Annotated in this window: 16 protein-coding genes; 10 read left to right on the forward strand and 6 right to left on the reverse strand. The window is 50.1% G+C overall.

Annotation, left to right across the window (positions count from 1 at the left end):
- Positions 1-94 precede the first annotated feature (94 nt).
- Genes B6A39_RS09330 through B6A39_RS09340 form a run of 3 tightly spaced genes read left to right on the forward strand, consistent with a single transcriptional unit; the run spans position 95 to position 2,371 of the window.
- Entirely contained in the window at positions 95-511 is a 417-nt protein-coding gene (locus tag B6A39_RS09330; protein WP_083004445.1) for a hypothetical protein, read from the forward strand.
- Positions 512-518: 7 nt separating this feature from the next.
- Positions 519-1,793: an ATP-binding protein gene (locus B6A39_RS09335; protein ID WP_083004449.1), complete on the forward strand. Its 1,275-nt coding sequence runs from the start codon at positions 519-521 to the stop codon at positions 1,791-1,793.
- A 38-nt stretch (positions 1,794-1,831) separates the two neighbouring features.
- Positions 1,832-2,371, forward strand: a complete 540-nt coding sequence (locus B6A39_RS09340) for a response regulator transcription factor (RefSeq protein WP_083004453.1) — start codon at positions 1,832-1,834, stop codon at positions 2,369-2,371.
- 51 nt (positions 2,372-2,422) lie between these two features.
- Here the strand turns inward: B6A39_RS09340 and B6A39_RS09345 are convergent, their stop codons facing one another.
- Positions 2,423-3,196, reverse strand: coding sequence for a 3-hydroxybutyrate dehydrogenase (locus B6A39_RS09345; protein WP_083004458.1), 774 nt, complete (start codon positions 3,194-3,196; stop codon positions 2,423-2,425).
- Positions 3,197-3,270: 74 nt separating this feature from the next.
- Positions 3,271-3,708: a [NiFe]-hydrogenase assembly chaperone HybE gene (hybE, locus tag B6A39_RS09350; protein WP_083004462.1), complete on the reverse strand. Its 438-nt coding sequence runs from the start codon at positions 3,706-3,708 to the stop codon at positions 3,271-3,273.
- Between the two features lie 141 nt (positions 3,709-3,849).
- Between hybE and B6A39_RS09355 the strand changes: the two genes are divergently transcribed.
- A complete protein-coding gene (locus B6A39_RS09355; RefSeq protein ID WP_083004465.1) occupies positions 3,850-4,113 on the forward strand; it encodes a GrxA family glutaredoxin in 264 nt (87 codons plus the stop codon).
- Positions 4,114-4,223: 110 nt separating this feature from the next.
- Positions 4,224-4,991 (forward strand): DUF1338 family protein, encoded by a 768-nt coding sequence (locus tag B6A39_RS09360; protein WP_083004469.1) that lies wholly within the window; start codon positions 4,224-4,226, stop codon positions 4,989-4,991.
- A 40-nt stretch (positions 4,992-5,031) separates the two neighbouring features.
- On the opposite strand, the gene B6A39_RS09365 is transcribed toward B6A39_RS09360, so the two are convergent.
- Together B6A39_RS09365 and B6A39_RS09370 are read right to left on the reverse strand one after the other, a co-directional pair.
- A complete protein-coding gene (locus tag B6A39_RS09365; protein WP_083004472.1) occupies positions 5,032-5,697 on the reverse strand; it encodes a CoA transferase subunit B in 666 nt (221 codons plus the stop codon).
- Positions 5,698-5,742: 45 nt separating this feature from the next.
- The gene (locus B6A39_RS09370) at positions 5,743-6,441 is read right to left on the reverse strand and encodes a CoA transferase subunit A (RefSeq protein ID WP_009724478.1); all 699 of its coding nucleotides are present in this window, start codon (positions 6,439-6,441) and stop codon (positions 5,743-5,745) included.
- A gap of 147 nt (positions 6,442-6,588) precedes the next feature.
- On the opposite strand from B6A39_RS09370, the gene B6A39_RS09375 reads away from it, so the two are divergent.
- From B6A39_RS09375 to B6A39_RS09385, 3 genes are all read left to right on the forward strand, one after another.
- Positions 6,589-7,482, forward strand: coding sequence for a LysR family transcriptional regulator (locus tag B6A39_RS09375; protein ID WP_083004476.1), 894 nt, complete (start codon positions 6,589-6,591; stop codon positions 7,480-7,482).
- A gap of 147 nt (positions 7,483-7,629) precedes the next feature.
- Positions 7,630-8,511 carry an acyltransferase gene (locus B6A39_RS09380; RefSeq protein ID WP_083004479.1) on the forward strand — a complete coding sequence of 294 codons (882 nt, stop codon included), beginning with the start codon at positions 7,630-7,632 and terminating at the stop codon, positions 8,509-8,511.
- Between the two features lie 83 nt (positions 8,512-8,594).
- Entirely contained in the window at positions 8,595-9,392 is a 798-nt protein-coding gene (locus B6A39_RS09385) for a LysM peptidoglycan-binding domain-containing protein (protein ID WP_083004482.1), read from the forward strand.
- A 51-nt stretch (positions 9,393-9,443) separates the two neighbouring features.
- Here B6A39_RS09385 and gcvT read toward each other — a convergent pair whose 3' ends face one another.
- Both gcvT and B6A39_RS09395 read right to left on the reverse strand, forming a co-directional pair.
- Positions 9,444-10,556, reverse strand: coding sequence for a glycine cleavage system aminomethyltransferase GcvT (gene gcvT, locus B6A39_RS09390; protein ID WP_083004486.1), 1,113 nt, complete (start codon positions 10,554-10,556; stop codon positions 9,444-9,446).
- Positions 10,557-10,649: 93 nt separating this feature from the next.
- Positions 10,650-12,059, reverse strand: coding sequence for an alanine/glycine:cation symporter family protein (locus B6A39_RS09395; protein ID WP_083004490.1), 1,410 nt, complete (start codon positions 12,057-12,059; stop codon positions 10,650-10,652).
- 410 nt (positions 12,060-12,469) lie between these two features.
- Between B6A39_RS09395 and gcvH the strand changes: the two genes are divergently transcribed.
- The gene (gcvH, locus tag B6A39_RS09400) at positions 12,470-12,859 is read left to right on the forward strand and encodes a glycine cleavage system protein GcvH (protein ID WP_083004493.1); all 390 of its coding nucleotides are present in this window, start codon (positions 12,470-12,472) and stop codon (positions 12,857-12,859) included.
- Between the two features lie 77 nt (positions 12,860-12,936).
- Positions 12,937-15,831, forward strand: a complete 2,895-nt coding sequence (gene gcvP, locus B6A39_RS09405) for an aminomethyl-transferring glycine dehydrogenase (protein WP_083004496.1) — start codon at positions 12,937-12,939, stop codon at positions 15,829-15,831.
- Positions 15,832-15,866 lie beyond the last annotated feature (35 nt).

A 15,866-nucleotide genomic window follows, 5' to 3' on the forward strand; every position in this document is an offset into this window, starting at 1 on the left:
CCAGGTAACGGATAAATCTCCCCTATCCATCCCACAGCCGTTCTCAAGTGTCGTATCATGGCGTCACTTCGTAAGATCAAGGACTCAGTTTTTTATGCAGAATGTGCGTCGCTATGCGGACATTATCGCCAGTATTGAAGGATTACTATGGCTTGGTCTTGCCTGGTCGATATCCTTTTCAATGTATTTTGGGAGTACCGAACCGACGCTAGCTGTCCTATTCGTTGTTGGTGCACTCGTGCTATTCGGTTGGGCGCACCGCCCAATGCGTTACCTGTTGAAACGCTACCATGTGCGTAAGCGCCGCACTGACATGTGGATTCATACGCTAGCACTGCCACTCTTGCTCGCCATGTTTTTCCATATCATGTTAGAGGCTGTGCTGGGCAGTGCCTGGCTACCTCCTAAAATGCTGCTATTCAACTTGCTTGCCTCGGCGGGATGGCTAACGTTCGTTATGACGTTATTTATAAAATATGTTATTCACAATGTGAAAGCATCGAGCAAATAAGCACGCTATGCCTACCGCCCTGCCTCTCCCGCTTTCGACGCCAAACCGTAACCTCGTTCGATTAACGATCGTTAGAGGCATTACCTGGACTGGTTTTTTACTGGCCATTATCGTTGGCATTGAGCTGCTCGCTTTCGATTTACCCGTGACCGCAGTCGTCAGTGTTGTGATTGCCATGGGGGTTCTAAATATCGCCACATGGTGGCGTTTAGGAAGACCCAAAGCGGTTAATCATTTCGAATATCTTGCCCACTTACTGGCCGATATTGCAGGCTTAACGCTGCTATTTTATTTTTCTGGTGGTTCAACAAACCCCTTTATTACCTACTATTTAGTGCCTGTCACTATCGCCGCCGCAACTCTCCCCTGGCGGCATGCCTGGATCATCGCCGCTTGTTCAATGGCAGGTTACACCTACCTGATGTTTTTTTATCACCCGATACCTCAGCTGGGCCACATTAACAGCGACGGCCCACTGAGCCTTCACGTATTGGGTATGTGGCTTAATTTCGGTCTCTCAGCCGGTCTGGTCACGTTTTTTATCTACAAAATGGCCCACGCCCTGCGTAATCGAGATAAAGCACTATCTCGCACTCGAGAGGCGGCGCTGCGCAATGAACAGGTGTTAGCAGTTGCTACCCAGGCCGCTGGCACGGCCCATGAGCTTGGTACGCCGCTATCAACGATGGCCGTGCTGCTAAATGAAATGTACCAGGACGCACCGAATGACTCCCCCTTGCAACAAGATTTAGCCATTCTTCGTCAGCAGGTAGACGTGTGTAAATCGCGCTTACAACACCTAGTTACGACGGCTGACCGTCGACGCATGGCAGAACCTGAAGTACTCGACGCTGAACTATGGTTAGCCGCAGTTGTGCAACGCTGGCTCGTTATCAGGCCAGATGTTAGCCATTTTTTTGATGTTGCCGAGAGACGAGGCCGCCCTTGGTTGGCCGTTGATGCCACATTAGATCAAGCGCTGACCAATTTGCTGAATAATGCCGCCGACGCTAACCCAGAGCAAATTGCTATTCGATTGGATTGGCAAGATGAAAGTGTGGTTATCGATATACGCGACCATGGACCCGGTATCGCTATGTCGATTGCTGACCAGCTAGGCGACACGTTTATTTCTACCAAAAGCAAAGGCATGGGGATCGGACTGTTTTTAACCCATGCCACCATTAATCGTTTCGGTGGTGGAGTAAGCCTGTACAATCATCCTGAAGGCGGTACGTTAACGGAAGTGACGCTGCCTCTTTGTTCCGCCCCTGATAAGTAACAGCGACGCAGAGCATTCGCCAGAAAATCGAGGACATCATGCAGACGCAAGACCAACGCCTTTTAATCGTCGACGATGATGAAATGTTTTGTCACGTGTTGAGCAGAGCGCTTACACGTCGTGGTTTTGAGGTGCAAGTTGCCCACGATGCTGATCAAGCAATGACACTGATCACCCAGTTCATGCCAACGATGGCAACACTCGATCTTAAACTTGAACATAGTTCCGGACTTAAGCTACTGCCCGACATGCTGGCAAGCGCACCGAATTGCCGCATTGTGGTACTAACGGGATATTCCAGCATCGCAACAGCGGTAGAAGCCATCAAGCTTGGCGCCGTTAACTACCTATGCAAACCAGCAGATGCTGACGATGTTATTGCAGCTTTCGATCATCAGGATGGCGATCCAAATATTGAGCTAGCCGACAATCCCCCCTCCATCAACCGTATAACGTGGGAGCACATTCAAAAAGTGTTGCAAGAGCATGATGGCAACATTTCAGCCACGGCTAGGGCACTCGGCATGCACCGGCGAACATTACAACGTAAATTACAGAAGCGCCCGGTACGCCGGTAATCCTCCACTCTTTGCGCAACAATGACGCAAAGAGTGGCCCTTAGCTCAATATTATTGGGCAGTCCATCCTAGATCAATGTTCCAACTGGCCCCCGTGACAGCGCCAGCTGCATCGGAAGCTAAGTAAGCAACTAGTTGAGCAACCTCAGAAGGTTCGATCAAGCGCTTAACCGCTGCATTTTTCAGCATGATTTTCTCAATCACCTCTTGCTCATCCATCCCATGTAGTTTGGCTTGGTCGGCGATCTGATTATCTACAAGCGGTGTTTTCACATAGGCGGGGCAAATAGTATTAGCGGTAATTCCCTGCTCGCCACCTTCTAAAGCAGCAGTTTTCGTCAGCCCGATCATGCCGTGCTTAGCACTGATATAAGCGGCTTTGCCTGGCGAAGCCACCTGCGCATGAACAGACGCAATATTAATCACACGTCCCCAGCCTTTTTGACGCATATGTGGCCATGCTGCTTGGGTAAGCAAAAAAGGTGCTGTCAGCATTAGATCAATAATTTGACGCCACTTATCTTCAGGGAACGTCTCAATGGAAGCGACGTGCTGTATACCCGCATTATTAACCAAAATATCGACGCCACCGAAGCGTTTAACCGCGTCAGCAATCGCCCCACGGCACGCGTCGGGGTCGGTTAAATCCCCTTGATAAAACGCTGCGCCAGCCGCATCAGCCACTTCTTTTCCAGCAGGGTTAAAGTCAACTGCTAACACTTGAAAACCCTGTTCACAGAAATGCTTCACCACCGCTTCACCAATACCGCTGCTGGTGCCAGTGACGACAGCAACACGGGGAGTAACAGCTTTTTCAGAGGACATAAACGTTCCTTTTGCTGAGATTATTCAGAGTAAAAATGTCAAAAAACAGTGTAGATAGAGGTAGATGTTTCTGCCTAACCAACCTGTGAAGAAGCTTTATCAGTCACCATTAGCTGCATCATCATGCGCTGAGCTAATCGCGCAGCTTCCTGCATACTTTCCAGGTCACTTAAATCCTCCAGAATGACGCGCTTATAAAGCTCACTACCGTTGGGCAACTGTTCATATGAAAGCGAATAGTGACCAGAAGGAAGGTTGAGACGCAATACACTCCTCAGTGGATCATGCTGATCCTGACGTGGCACAGCAACTAACCACATTGCACAAGGTGTTATTAACGCACCGACCAGTAGCGACGCATGCTCCTCTACCCAAGGCTGGAAGCACAGCGCATCAATACCCAGATGAGGGTTATAATGACTCGCCTGCTTCATTGAACGCAGATGCACATCTCGATAATCCAGCGCTAATTCAGCTAAGCGTTCGTATTCTTGAGCAGTTAAGGTTCGCATACGTTCTTCCGATTATTAAACATTCGCCTATAACACGGCTTAATGAAACGTGTAGTGTAGCGCTATTGGCCAAACTCAATGAGCTACGCCACAATAGGCCACTCATTTTTAATAGACCTTTATCCTAAAGGAGTTTCTACGATGTTTGTGGTAATTTTTGGCCGCATGTCATGCCCTTTCTGCGTACGCGCAAAGCATCTAGCTGAACATTTAGAGAGTAACGGAAAGATAGAAGGCTACCGCTACGTGGATATGCCTTCAGAGGGCGTTACCAAGGAAGATATTGCAAAAACGGCTGGCAAGCCTATTCATACGGTTCCCCAAGTGTTTGTTGATCAACAGCACATAGGCGGCTTTACTGAGTTTGACCATTTTGTGCGCCAACGGCAGCTTCTGGCTTCTTAACTCCGGCGTTAAAATTGACGTTTACACCCGTTGAACAACCAAATCTTCGCTTGCCTATACTGAAGTAGCACAGTTTATGTGACGTTCGATTAGGCAGCGAGGGTACCCCAATGCAGCGAGAGGAGTTTGTCCAACAGCTTTGGCTGGACTACGTACATACACACCCAGACCTTGGCGGACTGAGATTGTGGCCACCAAATACGTCAGCCGAGTATTTGACCTTGGTCACCCTAAATTATGGCCCCTTTGCTACTAGCGAACTCAACGCCAGTCTTGCGCATATGGGCTACCGCTCAGTTGGCCATTATGCTATGGCTGATAAAGGCCTTTTGGTGCATTTACTTGCACCTAACGACAATAGCAGTTGGCTGGTACTAGCAGAGTTGCAGCTTGGTACGCTTTCAAAAGCACCCCGCGAAGCACTAACGCAGCTTGTGCTGCAAAGTCATCCGGCCGATTGCAAAGGGCAAAATTTGCTATGCCGAGGACGCCCATGGCCAATGCCCTCTTGGGCACTTTATCAGCAACTGCAACAGGCACACCCCCTCGCTGCCTGGCTAGCAATCATGGGCCCCAGATTACATCATGCAGGTTTCGACTGCTCAACGATTGGCGAACCACTAGACACCTTGCATAATCAGCTTGAAGCATGTGGCATGCCCAGTTTTGACGGGCAACAAAATGGCGTATTTTCCGTTTCGCCACTAGTTGAACATCGATTTTATCCTGCAATGCCACAAAAAATCGTTTTCAACTCAGGCGATGAGCATCGTCTTTGTTTGGGGGGGCTAGCACTTGTGCAAAAACATGTCGGCGACGACCATGAGCGTATCTCTGAAATACTGCTACCTTTTCACACTCGCTGTGAAATGGCGTGAGCTGATTAGCTCACGCCCGTTAGGAGTATTCGTCTAGGGGTTATTCAACGTCAAATGTCATTTCTGGAACGTGGTCAGGCACAATCAGCTTGCCCGCTGTTTTTTCAACAATTTCTTCCACACTGACACCCGGAGCACGCTCTTTGAGAATAAAAGCTCCGTCTTTAATTTCCAGATAAGCGAGATCGGTCAATACGCGATTGATGCAACCTGCCCCCGTGAGAGGCAACGTGCACTTTTCTAGTAACTTGGACTCACCGTGTTTCGAGGCGTGCGTCATGGTACAGATAATATTTTCTGCGCCAGCGACCAAATCCATCGCGCCACCCATCCCTTTGATGAGTTTGCCTGGCACCATCCATGAAGCAATATTTCCCTCTTGGTCCACTTCAAAGGCCCCCAATACGGTCAGATCCACATGACCGCCACGAATCATGGCGAATGATTCTGCTGAAGAGAAAATAGCAGCTCCTGGACGAGCGGTAACCGTCTGCTTACCGGCGTTGATCATATCAGCATCAACTTCTTCCTCAGTGGGGAAGCGCCCCATTCCCAACAGACCATTTTCGGACTGCAGCATGACATCAATGCCGTCAGGCACATAATTAGCAACCAACGTGGGAATGCCAATACCTAAATTGACGTAAAAGCCATCTTCAAGTTCACGCGCAACGCGCTGTGCCATTTGCTCACGTGTTAAAGCCATGGTGTATACCTCTTATTGAGTGAAAATGTCTAAACCAGAGAGCGATCAGCTACGTACCGTGCGTTTTTCGATGCGCTTCTCGAATGAGCCCTGAATAATGCGATCCACATAGATACCGGGGGTATGGATCTGGCTTGGCTCCAATTCGCCTGGTTCAACAATTTCCTCAACTTCTACAACCGTTATCTTTCCAGCAGTAGCTGCCATCGGGTTGAAGTTCTGTGCCGTATGCCGATACATGACGTTGCCATACCGATCTGCTTTCCAGCCTTTAACAATCGCAAAGTCGCCGGTAATGGCTTCTTCTAAAATATAATGGCGGCCATTAAATTCACGTACCTCCTTACCTTCACCAATAGGCGTGCCGTAGCCTGTAGCGGTATAAAAGGCGGGGATACCCGCACCACCAGCGCGCATCTTCTCGGCTAGCGTGCCTTGGGGTGTTAGCACAACTTCAATTTCATCGTTAAGCATTTGCTGTTCAAACATTGCATTCTCGCCAACATAGGAAGCGAGAATTTTACGAATCTGACGATCTTCGAGCAGCACACCTAGCCCAAAACCATCAACACCGCAATTGTTAGACACTACCGTTAGATCAGTGACAGCCCGACGTTTAATCTCAGCGATCAAATTTTCAGGGATGCCGCAAAGGCCAAAACCGCCAGCAATAACGGTCATGCCACTTTCAATGCCTTCCATTGCTTCCTCATAGGAAGATACACGCTTATCAAATCCTGCCATTGTTATGCCTCGCATTATTATCGGTGGTACGTTGCACGCGTCGTTATGATGCGGTTGGATCTGTACAGCCAGTGTTGTACCAGATGATATATTTGTTAAGTTTGTTTTTCTTATCAATTTATATAAACAACTTATTAAAGGGTCAGTATGACCGTCAAGCAACTTCGCGCTTTTCTTGCGGTAGCCCAAACCCTAAGCTTTACCCAAGCCTGCGAGCGCCTGCACCTGTCTCAGCCGGCACTCAGCTTGGCCATCAAAGGGCTTGAAGATTCGCTGGGGGGAAAACTGTTGATACGCAGTACCCGTAGCGTCCGACTCACACCTGAGGGTGACACCCTTCTCCCACTGGCTAAGCATTTACTTGCTCAGTGGGATAATACCGAAGAGCGACTGCGCCAGCGCTTCACGCTCCAGCTTGGCCGTTTAAGCGTAGCAGCCATGCCTTCTTTTGCGTGTAATTTGCTGCCCAGGGCCCTGGTTACCTTCCGTCGGCAATACCCCAAGATCAATATTACTGTTCATGATGTTATCAACGAAGAAGTCATCGACATGGTGCGCTCTCGCCAAGTTGAAATCGGCATTGCCTTTTTACCCGAAGGAACCGGCAGCTTAACGTTTACACCACTCTTTGAAGATCAGTTTATCGCTGTTGTACCACCCCAATCAGACTTGGCCCAAGCCAACACACTGAGCTGGGCCACATTGTTACAACAGGATTTTATTACACTGCAACGCCCATCAATGGTGCGCAGATTATTAGAACAGGGGCTTGCCAAACAACACATTGACTTACCGGTCGCTTTTGAAAGCCATCAGCTCTCAACTGTTGGTAGAATGGTGGCAGATGGCTTAGGTGTAAGTGCCGTGCCTTCAATGTGCATTCAGCAAATGCATCAACTAGGCGCTCGTTGCGTTCCCTTAACTTCCCCAGGGATTGCCTGCCGAGTTGGTATACTGACGCATCATGAATTATCCGTCGCGGCGCAGGCACTGAGCAAAGTGCTAATCGAAGGTATCAACACACCGACACTGACGACCTAGCCCAACCCGTTAAGTATGCAAAGGTTTCGTAATATACTGGGCAGCGTGGACGTGATCCTTTAGCATTTACGTGGAGTTACTTATAACTTGGTCACCTAACGCTAGAATTGCACCATTAGTGTCATCATACGTAAAAGGAACTGTGGTATGTCTACTGCCAAAGGAGTCGTCAGTCTGTTGTTGCTGACGCTAACGACGCTGTTTTGGGGCGTGCCGCTCATTTTGTTAACACTGTTAAAAGTCATCACCCCAGGTCGACATCAAAAACAGAAGATTCTTAATGGACTATGCAGGGTTGCACTCAATTGGATTGGCGCAAATCTGTGGTGGATGCGCCGGTGGATCAAACCTGATGTCAATATCAGCATTCCTGACTCCCTCAGCCCACATCAGTGGTGGCTGGTTATCTCAAACCACCGTAGCTGGACAGATATCTTCATTCTTTTTATGGCATTGCATCGCCGTATTCCAATGCCACGGTTCTTTTTGAAACATCAGTTAATTTGGATTCCTATCGTCGGACTGGCATTTTGGGCGTTAGAATTCCCTTTTATGCGGCGTTTCAGTCGTGAGCAACTTGCTAAAAACCCCAAGCTCGCCACTATTGACCGCGAATCTACAGAGCGCGTTTGCCAACAAGCCAGAAATGCCCCCATCGCAATATTTAATTTTGTCGAGGGGACACGCTTTACCGTGGCAAAGCGTGAAAAACAGCAAAGTCCATTTCGGCATTTATTAAGGCCCAAAGCTGGCGGTGTTTCACAGGTGCTTAGCCTGCTTGGCGACAAACTGGATGGCATTTTGGATGTAACCATCAGCTATGAAAACCCAGCGCCAACTTTCTGGGGTTTTCTATGCGGAAAAGAAGCTTGCATCACACTTAACGCAAGGCAGCTCGCTATCCCCCAATGGATGAACGAAGCCAACTATCACGAAGAACAGCAGCACAAGGAACGTTTCCACGCATGGATCAATTCACTCTGGCAGGAAAAAGACGCCTTGCTAGCCAAGCAAACCAACCACGACTAGCTCGGTGGTTAGCGGTCTGTGTGCTAACAACGTTGTTAGTGGGATGTGCTGGCTCTCCCTCTTCAAATGATCAAAATAACCCTATGCCCAGTAGCACTGCCGGCCAAATTAATGGTGAATGGGTAGAGGTACAGCGCGGCGATACGCTGGGGAAACTTGCGAACCGAGCAAACGTTCCACTGGAGCGTCTTGAACGCTTCAACCCTGGCACAAATGCGCAACGCTTAAACGTTGGACAACGTCTATTAATACCTACCCAGCAAGAGCGAGCGCCCTCTGGTGGGCCCTATCGCTACCAGATCCGGCCTGGCGATACTTACTCAAGTATTGCGCGTCACTTTGGCACCACCTCAGGACGTATACAGAGTGCCAATCCGGGCACCTCTCCTACGGCGCTTCGAGTTGGCCAAATTGTCAGTGTACCGCTTAGCGGCAGCACGCCCTCAAGCAGTGCTAGCACTAGCCAGCCAACGTCGGCTCCGACGCCAAGCGCAAGCCTGCCTGCATCTGCGCGCCGCTGGCCTTGGCCCTTAGAAGACTATCGCATTGTGCGCCGCTTTGGTGCCGATAGCCGTGGTACGCTACAACCTATGCTACTGGCCACTCAGGCAGGTGCTAAAGCCCAAGCAGTCGCGCCAGGTGAAGTACGGTTTGCCGATGGAATGCGGCAGCTTGGCGAAGTTGTCATTATCCATCATGCGGATAACTTACAAACCGTCTACGCACTTTGCGAACGCATCTTAGTCCGTGTCGGCCAGCAAGTGAGTACAGGCGACCCACTTTGTGATGTCGGCCAAAGCAGTGCTTCACAACGCTACGACCTGCTTTTCGACCTGCGGCAAGGAGGAAAGCCTATCGACCCCCGACAAGTATTAAGATGAAGTAAAAAGCCCCTGATTTTTTCAGGGGCTTTTTCATGAACAGTGATTGTATTAGCCGCGATAATAGCCTGGCTTCACAAATGGAGTAGCTGTCACAACCATCGGCAGCTGTTTACCTCTCACCAGCGCATAAACAGTGGTCTCAGGCGCTTCCCATTCACGCCCCACGTACCCCATGGCAATTGGCTTACCAACACTTGGCCCAAAGCCACCGGAAGTTACAACACCGATTTCATTGCCTTTTGCATCAACTAAAAGCGCTCCTTCTCTTACTGGTGCACGCCCTTCTGCCACTAACCCTACCCGCTTACGCGCATGATCTTTCGCGGCCACTTGGTGCAGAATAAGATCCGCTCCAGGAAAACCTGCTGGACGCTCACCGCCATGTCGACGAGGCTTACCAATCGCCCAAATAAGGCCAGCTTCTACAGGCGTCGTCGTCATATCCATATCGTGCCCGTACAAACACAGTCCAGCTTCTAAACGAAGCGAGTCGCGCGCACCCAGACCAATCGCTTCGACTTCGGGTTCTGCTAACAGTTGCTCTGCAAATGTCTGACAGGTGTCTGAGGCCACTGATATTTCAAAGCCATCTTCACCCGTATAACCACTACGACTAATCCATACTTCCTGACCGGCCATTGTGAAGCGGCCATGCTGCATAAACGTTAGCTCACACGCATCTGGACACAATCGTTTCATGACAGCCTTCGCTTGGGGCCCCTGCAGCGCCAGCAAGCCACGATCAAGCACCTCAATATGATGGGTAGCAGCAAGATTAGTGCGCAAATGAGCAAGGTCCTGATCTTTACAGGCAGCGTTAACGACCAGATAAAAGTGATCACCTGCATTGACTGCCATTAGATCATCGATAATACCGCCATCAGTCCCGGTAAATAGCCCATACCGCTGCTCACCTTTGCTTAAACCCACTAGGTCGGCTGGTATGAGTGATTCAAGCGCCTCGGCAACATCGTCGCCCGACACCGCTATTTGGCCCATATGAGAAACATCAAACAGCCCACATTGCTGACGCGTGTGCTCATGCTCTTTTTTGACACCCAGTGGGTATTGCACCGGCATCTCATAACCTGCAAAAGGAACCATTTTAGCCCCTAGCGAAAGATGCAATTCATGGAGAGGCGTCTGTTTAAGGTCGGTCATGGGGTTTCCTTGGTCGAGAAAGAGAAACGGGAAGCCATGTCTGGCTTCCCGGCTCTATTACATCTTATCGGCCCACATTACGTTGAGCAGGGCTTACTTATCATGATCAAGCGCTTCACCTGGCAACACTTCTTTGCCAGCAAAGTAGTCACGAGTAAGTTTAAATACTACCGGAGAAAGCAGCGCTAGGGCGATCAAGTTCGGAATAGCCATCATGGCGTTAAAGGTGTCGGCCATCAGCCAAATAAAACCTAGCTGCGCGATAGCGCCCAGCGGGATTGCCAGCACGAATAACACGCGATATAGCATAATCGAACGTGTACCGAACAGGAACTGACAGCACTTCTCGCCATAAAAAGACCAGCCAAGAATCGTGGTGAACGCAAACACAGCCAGGGCAACTGCAACGATCTGGTTACCAAAACCGGGCAATGCAGCATCGAAAGAAAGAGCCGTCAGCGATGCGCCCGCCTCACCATCAATCCATACCGTGGAGGTCAAAATAACCAGTGCAGTAATGGTACAAACGATGATGGTATCAATGAAAGTGCCCAGCATGGCGATGAGACCTTGGCGAACCGGGTTTTTGGTCTGCGCTGCTGCGTGTGCAATTGGCGCACTACCTAAACCTGCTTCGTTAGAGAAAATACCGCGTGCTACACCAAACCGAATAGCAGCCATCACTGCCGCGCCAGCAAAGCCACCCGCAGCTGCCATCGGATTAAAGGCGTAATAGAAAATCAAACCAAACGCTTCACCAATTTGGCTTGCGTTAACAATCAGTACTAATAGTCCAGCAACCACGTAAGCAATACCCATGATGGGCACTAGCTTACCAGCCACTTTGGCTATGCGCTTAATGCCGCCCAGGATAACAGCCCCCGCCAGCACCATGATGATCACACCGGTTAGCCAATGCGGAACACCAAAGGTGGAGTCCATGGCATCCGCCACAGAGTTAGACTGTACGGTATTACCGATTCCGAAAGCCGCTACCGCCCCAAAGAATGAGAACAACCCTCCTAACCAGAGCCATTTCTTACCGAGGCCATTTTTTATATAGAACATCGGGCCACCGACGTGGTAACCAGTGCTGTCGGTTTCACGGTAACGCACAGCAAGAACAGCTTCAGCAAATTTAGTCGCCATCCCCACTAACGCAGTGATCCACATCCAAAACACCGCGCCTGGACCACCAAGTGCAATTGCCGTTGCCACACCCGCGATATTACCTGTGCCAATCGTCGCGGATAGCGCCGTCATTAATGCATCAAAGGGCGAAATCTCTCCGTCTTTTTCAGCAGACACTTGATCAGTGTCTGCTTTGCCAGGCTTAGGGGCGCGACCTTGCCACATTAGCTTGAAACCCACACCGAGCTTTCTAATCGGCATCAGTTTCAAGCCAATCTGTAAGTAAATACCCACACCTAGCAGTAGGACCAACATTATCGGGCCCCAAACGACACCGTTAATTGCCCCTAGGAGGTTAGTTAATGTTTCCACGCGTTTCTCCTTACCCTGTTGATTAGCTCGTTTATTATGGGTACCGGGCAGTCAGGCTGCCTTGTTTATTGCTGCTGTCGCATCAAGCGTTTCCACCATAGCGCGTCTCACGCTTTGAAAAAACGCATGATTGGCATGTTTTACACCATTTTCCTAGTTCACATCCATTGTAATGTCGCAACTCAGCAGAGAAAGCATCTGTTTTTAAAAATCCTAGCAGATGTAACGTATCAGGAAACTCAGAGATGCTTTTCTGCCACCATGAGGCGTTGAAGAAATTTGTTTCCGATTGGAAACACGTTAACATGTGTCATATATCGCCCCAGCCAGAGCTGGCCGATAGTCGCCAAGGCGAACGACAGGCGTTAGTATGTTCCTGTCCAGACAACTGTTTCATAAAGGGAATCATCATGAGCAATCTTCCTGCCAATCTTCGTTATGCCGAAAGCCACGAATGGGTTCTTGACCATCAAGATGGAACCGTCACGATCGGCATTACGGATCATGCCCAAGAAGCGTTGGGTGACGTTGTTTTCGTTGAGCTGCCAGAAGTCGGTCAAACACTCAACAAAGGCCAAGAATTTGGCGTTATCGAGTCTGTTAAGGCTGCTTCTGACCTCTACTCGCCGGTTAACGGTGACGTTATCGAAGTCAACGAGGCGCTTGAAGATTCGCCTGAGACCGTCAATGAAGCACCTTATGAAGGTGGCTGGATCATGAAGGTGCGCCTGACAGACACGGCCCTTGAAGGGTTGTTAGACGCAGATGCTTATCAGGCAACACTTAGTTCAGACGATTAATTAGTCGGAAAGCCTGCGTACAGCAGGCTTTCTAGTTTCACCCTGCGCGGTTTTCTCATTACGTTCGGAACCCTCCCATGCCATTTGAAACACGCCGTTTGGCCGAACTGGCCGACCATGATGCTTTTATCAAACGCCACAATGGGCCTAGCCCCGCTGATGTCGACACCATGTTAAAAGCGCTCAATATGCAGCGCATGGAAGATCTTATTGAGCAAACCGTGCCAAGCGATATCCGCCTTGGCCGTGAGTTAGCCCTGGACGACCCACGCAGCGAAGCAGAAGCTTTAGACTATTTAAGCCAGCTGGCGCGCCAGAATCGAGTAGCTAAAAGCTATATCGGGCAAGGCTATTACGGCACTCACATGCCGGCGGTCATTCAGCGTAACGTGCTAGAAAATCCGGGCTGGTACACCGCTTACACGCCTTATCAGCCTGAAATTTCTCAAGGTCGACTAGAAGGCCTGCTTAACTTCCAGCAAGTCATTATGGATTTAACCGGCATGGAGCTTGCCAATGCTTCATTGCTGGATGAAGCGACCGCCGCCGCGGAAGCGATGGCACTGTGTAAGCGCAGCAATAAGAAAAGTAAGTCAACCACCTTCTTTGTTGCCGATGATTTATTTCCGCAAACGTTAGACGTTATTAAAACTCGCGCGGAGTTTTTTGGCTTTGAGCTTATCAGTGGCCCAGCTGAAACGCTGGCAGACCACGATGTGTTTGGCGCCCTAGTGCAATACCCTTCCGCCAGTGGCAACATCACCGACATTTCTCCCCTATTAAGTGCTGCCAAAGAACGTGGCATCATGACGTGCGTTGCCACGGATCTATTAAGCTTAGTATTGCTGAAAGAGCCAGGAGCAATGGGCGCTGATATCGTCGTCGGTAACTCCCAGCGTTTTGGTGTCCCCATGGGTTTTGGTGGCCCACATGCTGCCTTCTTTGCCACCTCCGACAAACTAAAACGCTCTATTCCTGGCCGCATTATTGGTGTGTCTAAAGATAGCCGCGGTAACACTGCATTGCGTATGGCCATGCAAACCCGCGAGCAGCATATCCGCCGCGAGAAAGCGACTTCCAATATTTGTACTGCGCAGGCCTTGCTAGCAAATATTGCTGGCTTCTACGCCACCTACCATGGTGCAGAAGGTCTTCGCAAAATTGCAGGCCGCGTGCATCGCCTCACTACTTTATTAGCGGAAGGCCTTAAGCAAGGTGGGGTAACGTTAGCGAACGACAGCTGGTTTGATACACTCCGCCTAACTCAAATAGATGCGGGTAAAATTCATGGCCGCGCCATGACCCATGATATCAACCTTCATTACTTCGCCAATGGCGATGTGGGCATCAGCCTGGATGAAACGACAACGGCTCACGACGTCGCGACGCTGTTTGATGTTTTGTTAGGCGATGAGCACGGCTTGTCTGTCGCAACGCTCGATGGGCAGGTCATTAGTGACGCCATCAGCGGCATTCCCTCGAAGTATCGGCGTGAAAGCAGCTTTTTGGAACACCCCACGTTTACCCGTTATCGCAGCGAAACAGAGATGCTGCGTTACTTGAAACGCCTAGAGAACAAGGACCTTTCCTTGGCTCATGCCATGATCCCGTTGGGTTCGTGCACCATGAAGCTAAACGCTACTAGTGAAATGATTCCGATCTCCTGGCCTGCGTTTGCTCACCTCCACCCATTCGCCCCTCGCGATCAAGTGGCCGGCTATCATCAAATGATTGATGAGCTAGCCGCCTTCTTAGTGGAAGTGACGGGTTATGACCATATCTCCATGCAACCTAACTCAGGTGCCCAGGGTGAATATGCGGGGCTGCTAGCCATTCGTCGTTATCAGGCAGCACAAGGAGAAGCTCATCGTGATGTGTGCTTAATCCCCAGCTCTGCCCACGGCACGAACCCAGCGTCTGCAGCCATGCTAAGCATGGACGTTGTCGTGGTTGAGTGTGACGCCAACGGCAACATTGACTTGGATGACCTAACGCGTAAAGCCGAGCAGCACAGTGATCGCCTCTCCGCAGTAATGATCACCTATCCCTCTACCCACGGTGTATTTGAATCCCATGTTCGCAAGGTTTGCGAGGTAGTACATCAGCATGGCGGCCAAGTGTATGTGGATGGAGCCAACATGAATGCTCAAGTGGGTTTGACGCGGCCCGGCGACTTCGGTGGTGATGTCTCGCACCTCAATCTGCACAAAACATTTTGTATACCCCACGGTGGTGGCGGCCCGGGGATGGGGCCCATTGGTGTTAAAGCCCACCTTGCCCCCTTCGTTTCCAATCACGTGGTTACGCCTATTAATGGTGTCAACCCAGAAAACGGTGCTGTCTCCGCCGCTGCATTTGGTAGCGCGTCAATTCTGCCCATCTCTTGGGCTTACATTAAGATGATGGGGGCACGTGGGCTTCGAGAAGCCACCGAACTAGCTATTCTTAATGCTAACTATATCGCCAAGCGATTAGAGAGTGCTTATCCCATTCTGTACCGTGGCAAAAACGGCAATGTTGCCCACGAATGCATCATTGATATTCGCCCGCTCAAGAGTGCTTCCGGTATCAGTGAAGAAGATATTGCTAAGCGCCTGATGGACTACGGCTTCCATGCGCCGACTATGTCGTTCCCTGTGCCAGGCACATTAATGATCGAGCCCACAGAATCTGAGTCGCTCTACGAAATTGACCGATTCTGCGATGCCATGATCGCGATTCGAGATGAAATTGCACGCGTTGAAGAGGGTGAATGGCCGCTGGATAACAACCCGTTGGTAAATGCTCCTCATACACAAGCGGACTTGATGGATAACGAGTGGCAACGTCCTTATGACCGCAAGCTGGGCGCCTTCCCAACAGAAGCTGTTGCTGCGTCGAAGTATTGGCCTGCGGTTAACCGTGTTGATAACGTATTCGGTGATCGGCAGCTCATCTGCTCTTGCCCTAGCATTGATGAATATCGCCGCTAATACTCAACACATACGCTCTTAAGCAGACAAGGTAT

It is taken from the genome of Halomonas sp. GT, from assembly GCF_002082565.1.
Taxonomy (GTDB): Bacteria; Pseudomonadota; Gammaproteobacteria; order Pseudomonadales; family Halomonadaceae; genus Vreelandella.

Bases quoted from the DNA above. Each gene is read 5' to 3' on its own strand.
- B6A39_RS09370 (WP_009724478.1), bottom strand. From the start codon at position 6,441: ATGGCAGGATTTGATAAGCGTGTATCTTCCTATGAGGAAGCAATGGAA.
- B6A39_RS09375 (WP_083004476.1), top strand. From the start codon at position 6,589: ATGACCGTCAAGCAACTTCGCGCTTTTCTTGCGGTAGCCCAAACCCTA.
- B6A39_RS09360 (WP_083004469.1), top strand. From the start codon at position 4,224: ATGCAGCGAGAGGAGTTTGTCCAACAGCTTTGGCTGGACTACGTACAT.
- B6A39_RS09365 (WP_083004472.1), bottom strand. From the start codon at position 5,697: ATGGCTTTAACACGTGAGCAAATGGCACAGCGCGTTGCGCGTGAACTT.
- hybE (WP_083004462.1), bottom strand. From the start codon at position 3,708: ATGCGAACCTTAACTGCTCAAGAATACGAACGCTTAGCTGAATTAGCG.
- B6A39_RS09355 (WP_083004465.1), top strand. From the start codon at position 3,850: ATGTTTGTGGTAATTTTTGGCCGCATGTCATGCCCTTTCTGCGTACGC.
- gcvT (WP_083004486.1), bottom strand. From the start codon at position 10,556: ATGACCGACCTTAAACAGACGCCTCTCCATGAATTGCATCTTTCGCTA.
- B6A39_RS09340 (WP_083004453.1), top strand. From the start codon at position 1,832: ATGCAGACGCAAGACCAACGCCTTTTAATCGTCGACGATGATGAAATG.
- B6A39_RS09380 (WP_083004479.1), top strand. From the start codon at position 7,630: ATGTCTACTGCCAAAGGAGTCGTCAGTCTGTTGTTGCTGACGCTAACG.
- B6A39_RS09335 (WP_083004449.1), top strand. From the start codon at position 519: ATGCCTACCGCCCTGCCTCTCCCGCTTTCGACGCCAAACCGTAACCTC.
- B6A39_RS09385 (WP_083004482.1), top strand. From the start codon at position 8,595: ATGCCCAGTAGCACTGCCGGCCAAATTAATGGTGAATGGGTAGAGGTA.
- gcvP (WP_083004496.1), top strand. From the start codon at position 12,937: ATGCCATTTGAAACACGCCGTTTGGCCGAACTGGCCGACCATGATGCT.
- B6A39_RS09345 (WP_083004458.1), bottom strand. From the start codon at position 3,196: ATGTCCTCTGAAAAAGCTGTTACTCCCCGTGTTGCTGTCGTCACTGGC.
- B6A39_RS09330 (WP_083004445.1), top strand. From the start codon at position 95: ATGCAGAATGTGCGTCGCTATGCGGACATTATCGCCAGTATTGAAGGA.
- gcvH (WP_083004493.1), top strand. From the start codon at position 12,470: ATGAGCAATCTTCCTGCCAATCTTCGTTATGCCGAAAGCCACGAATGG.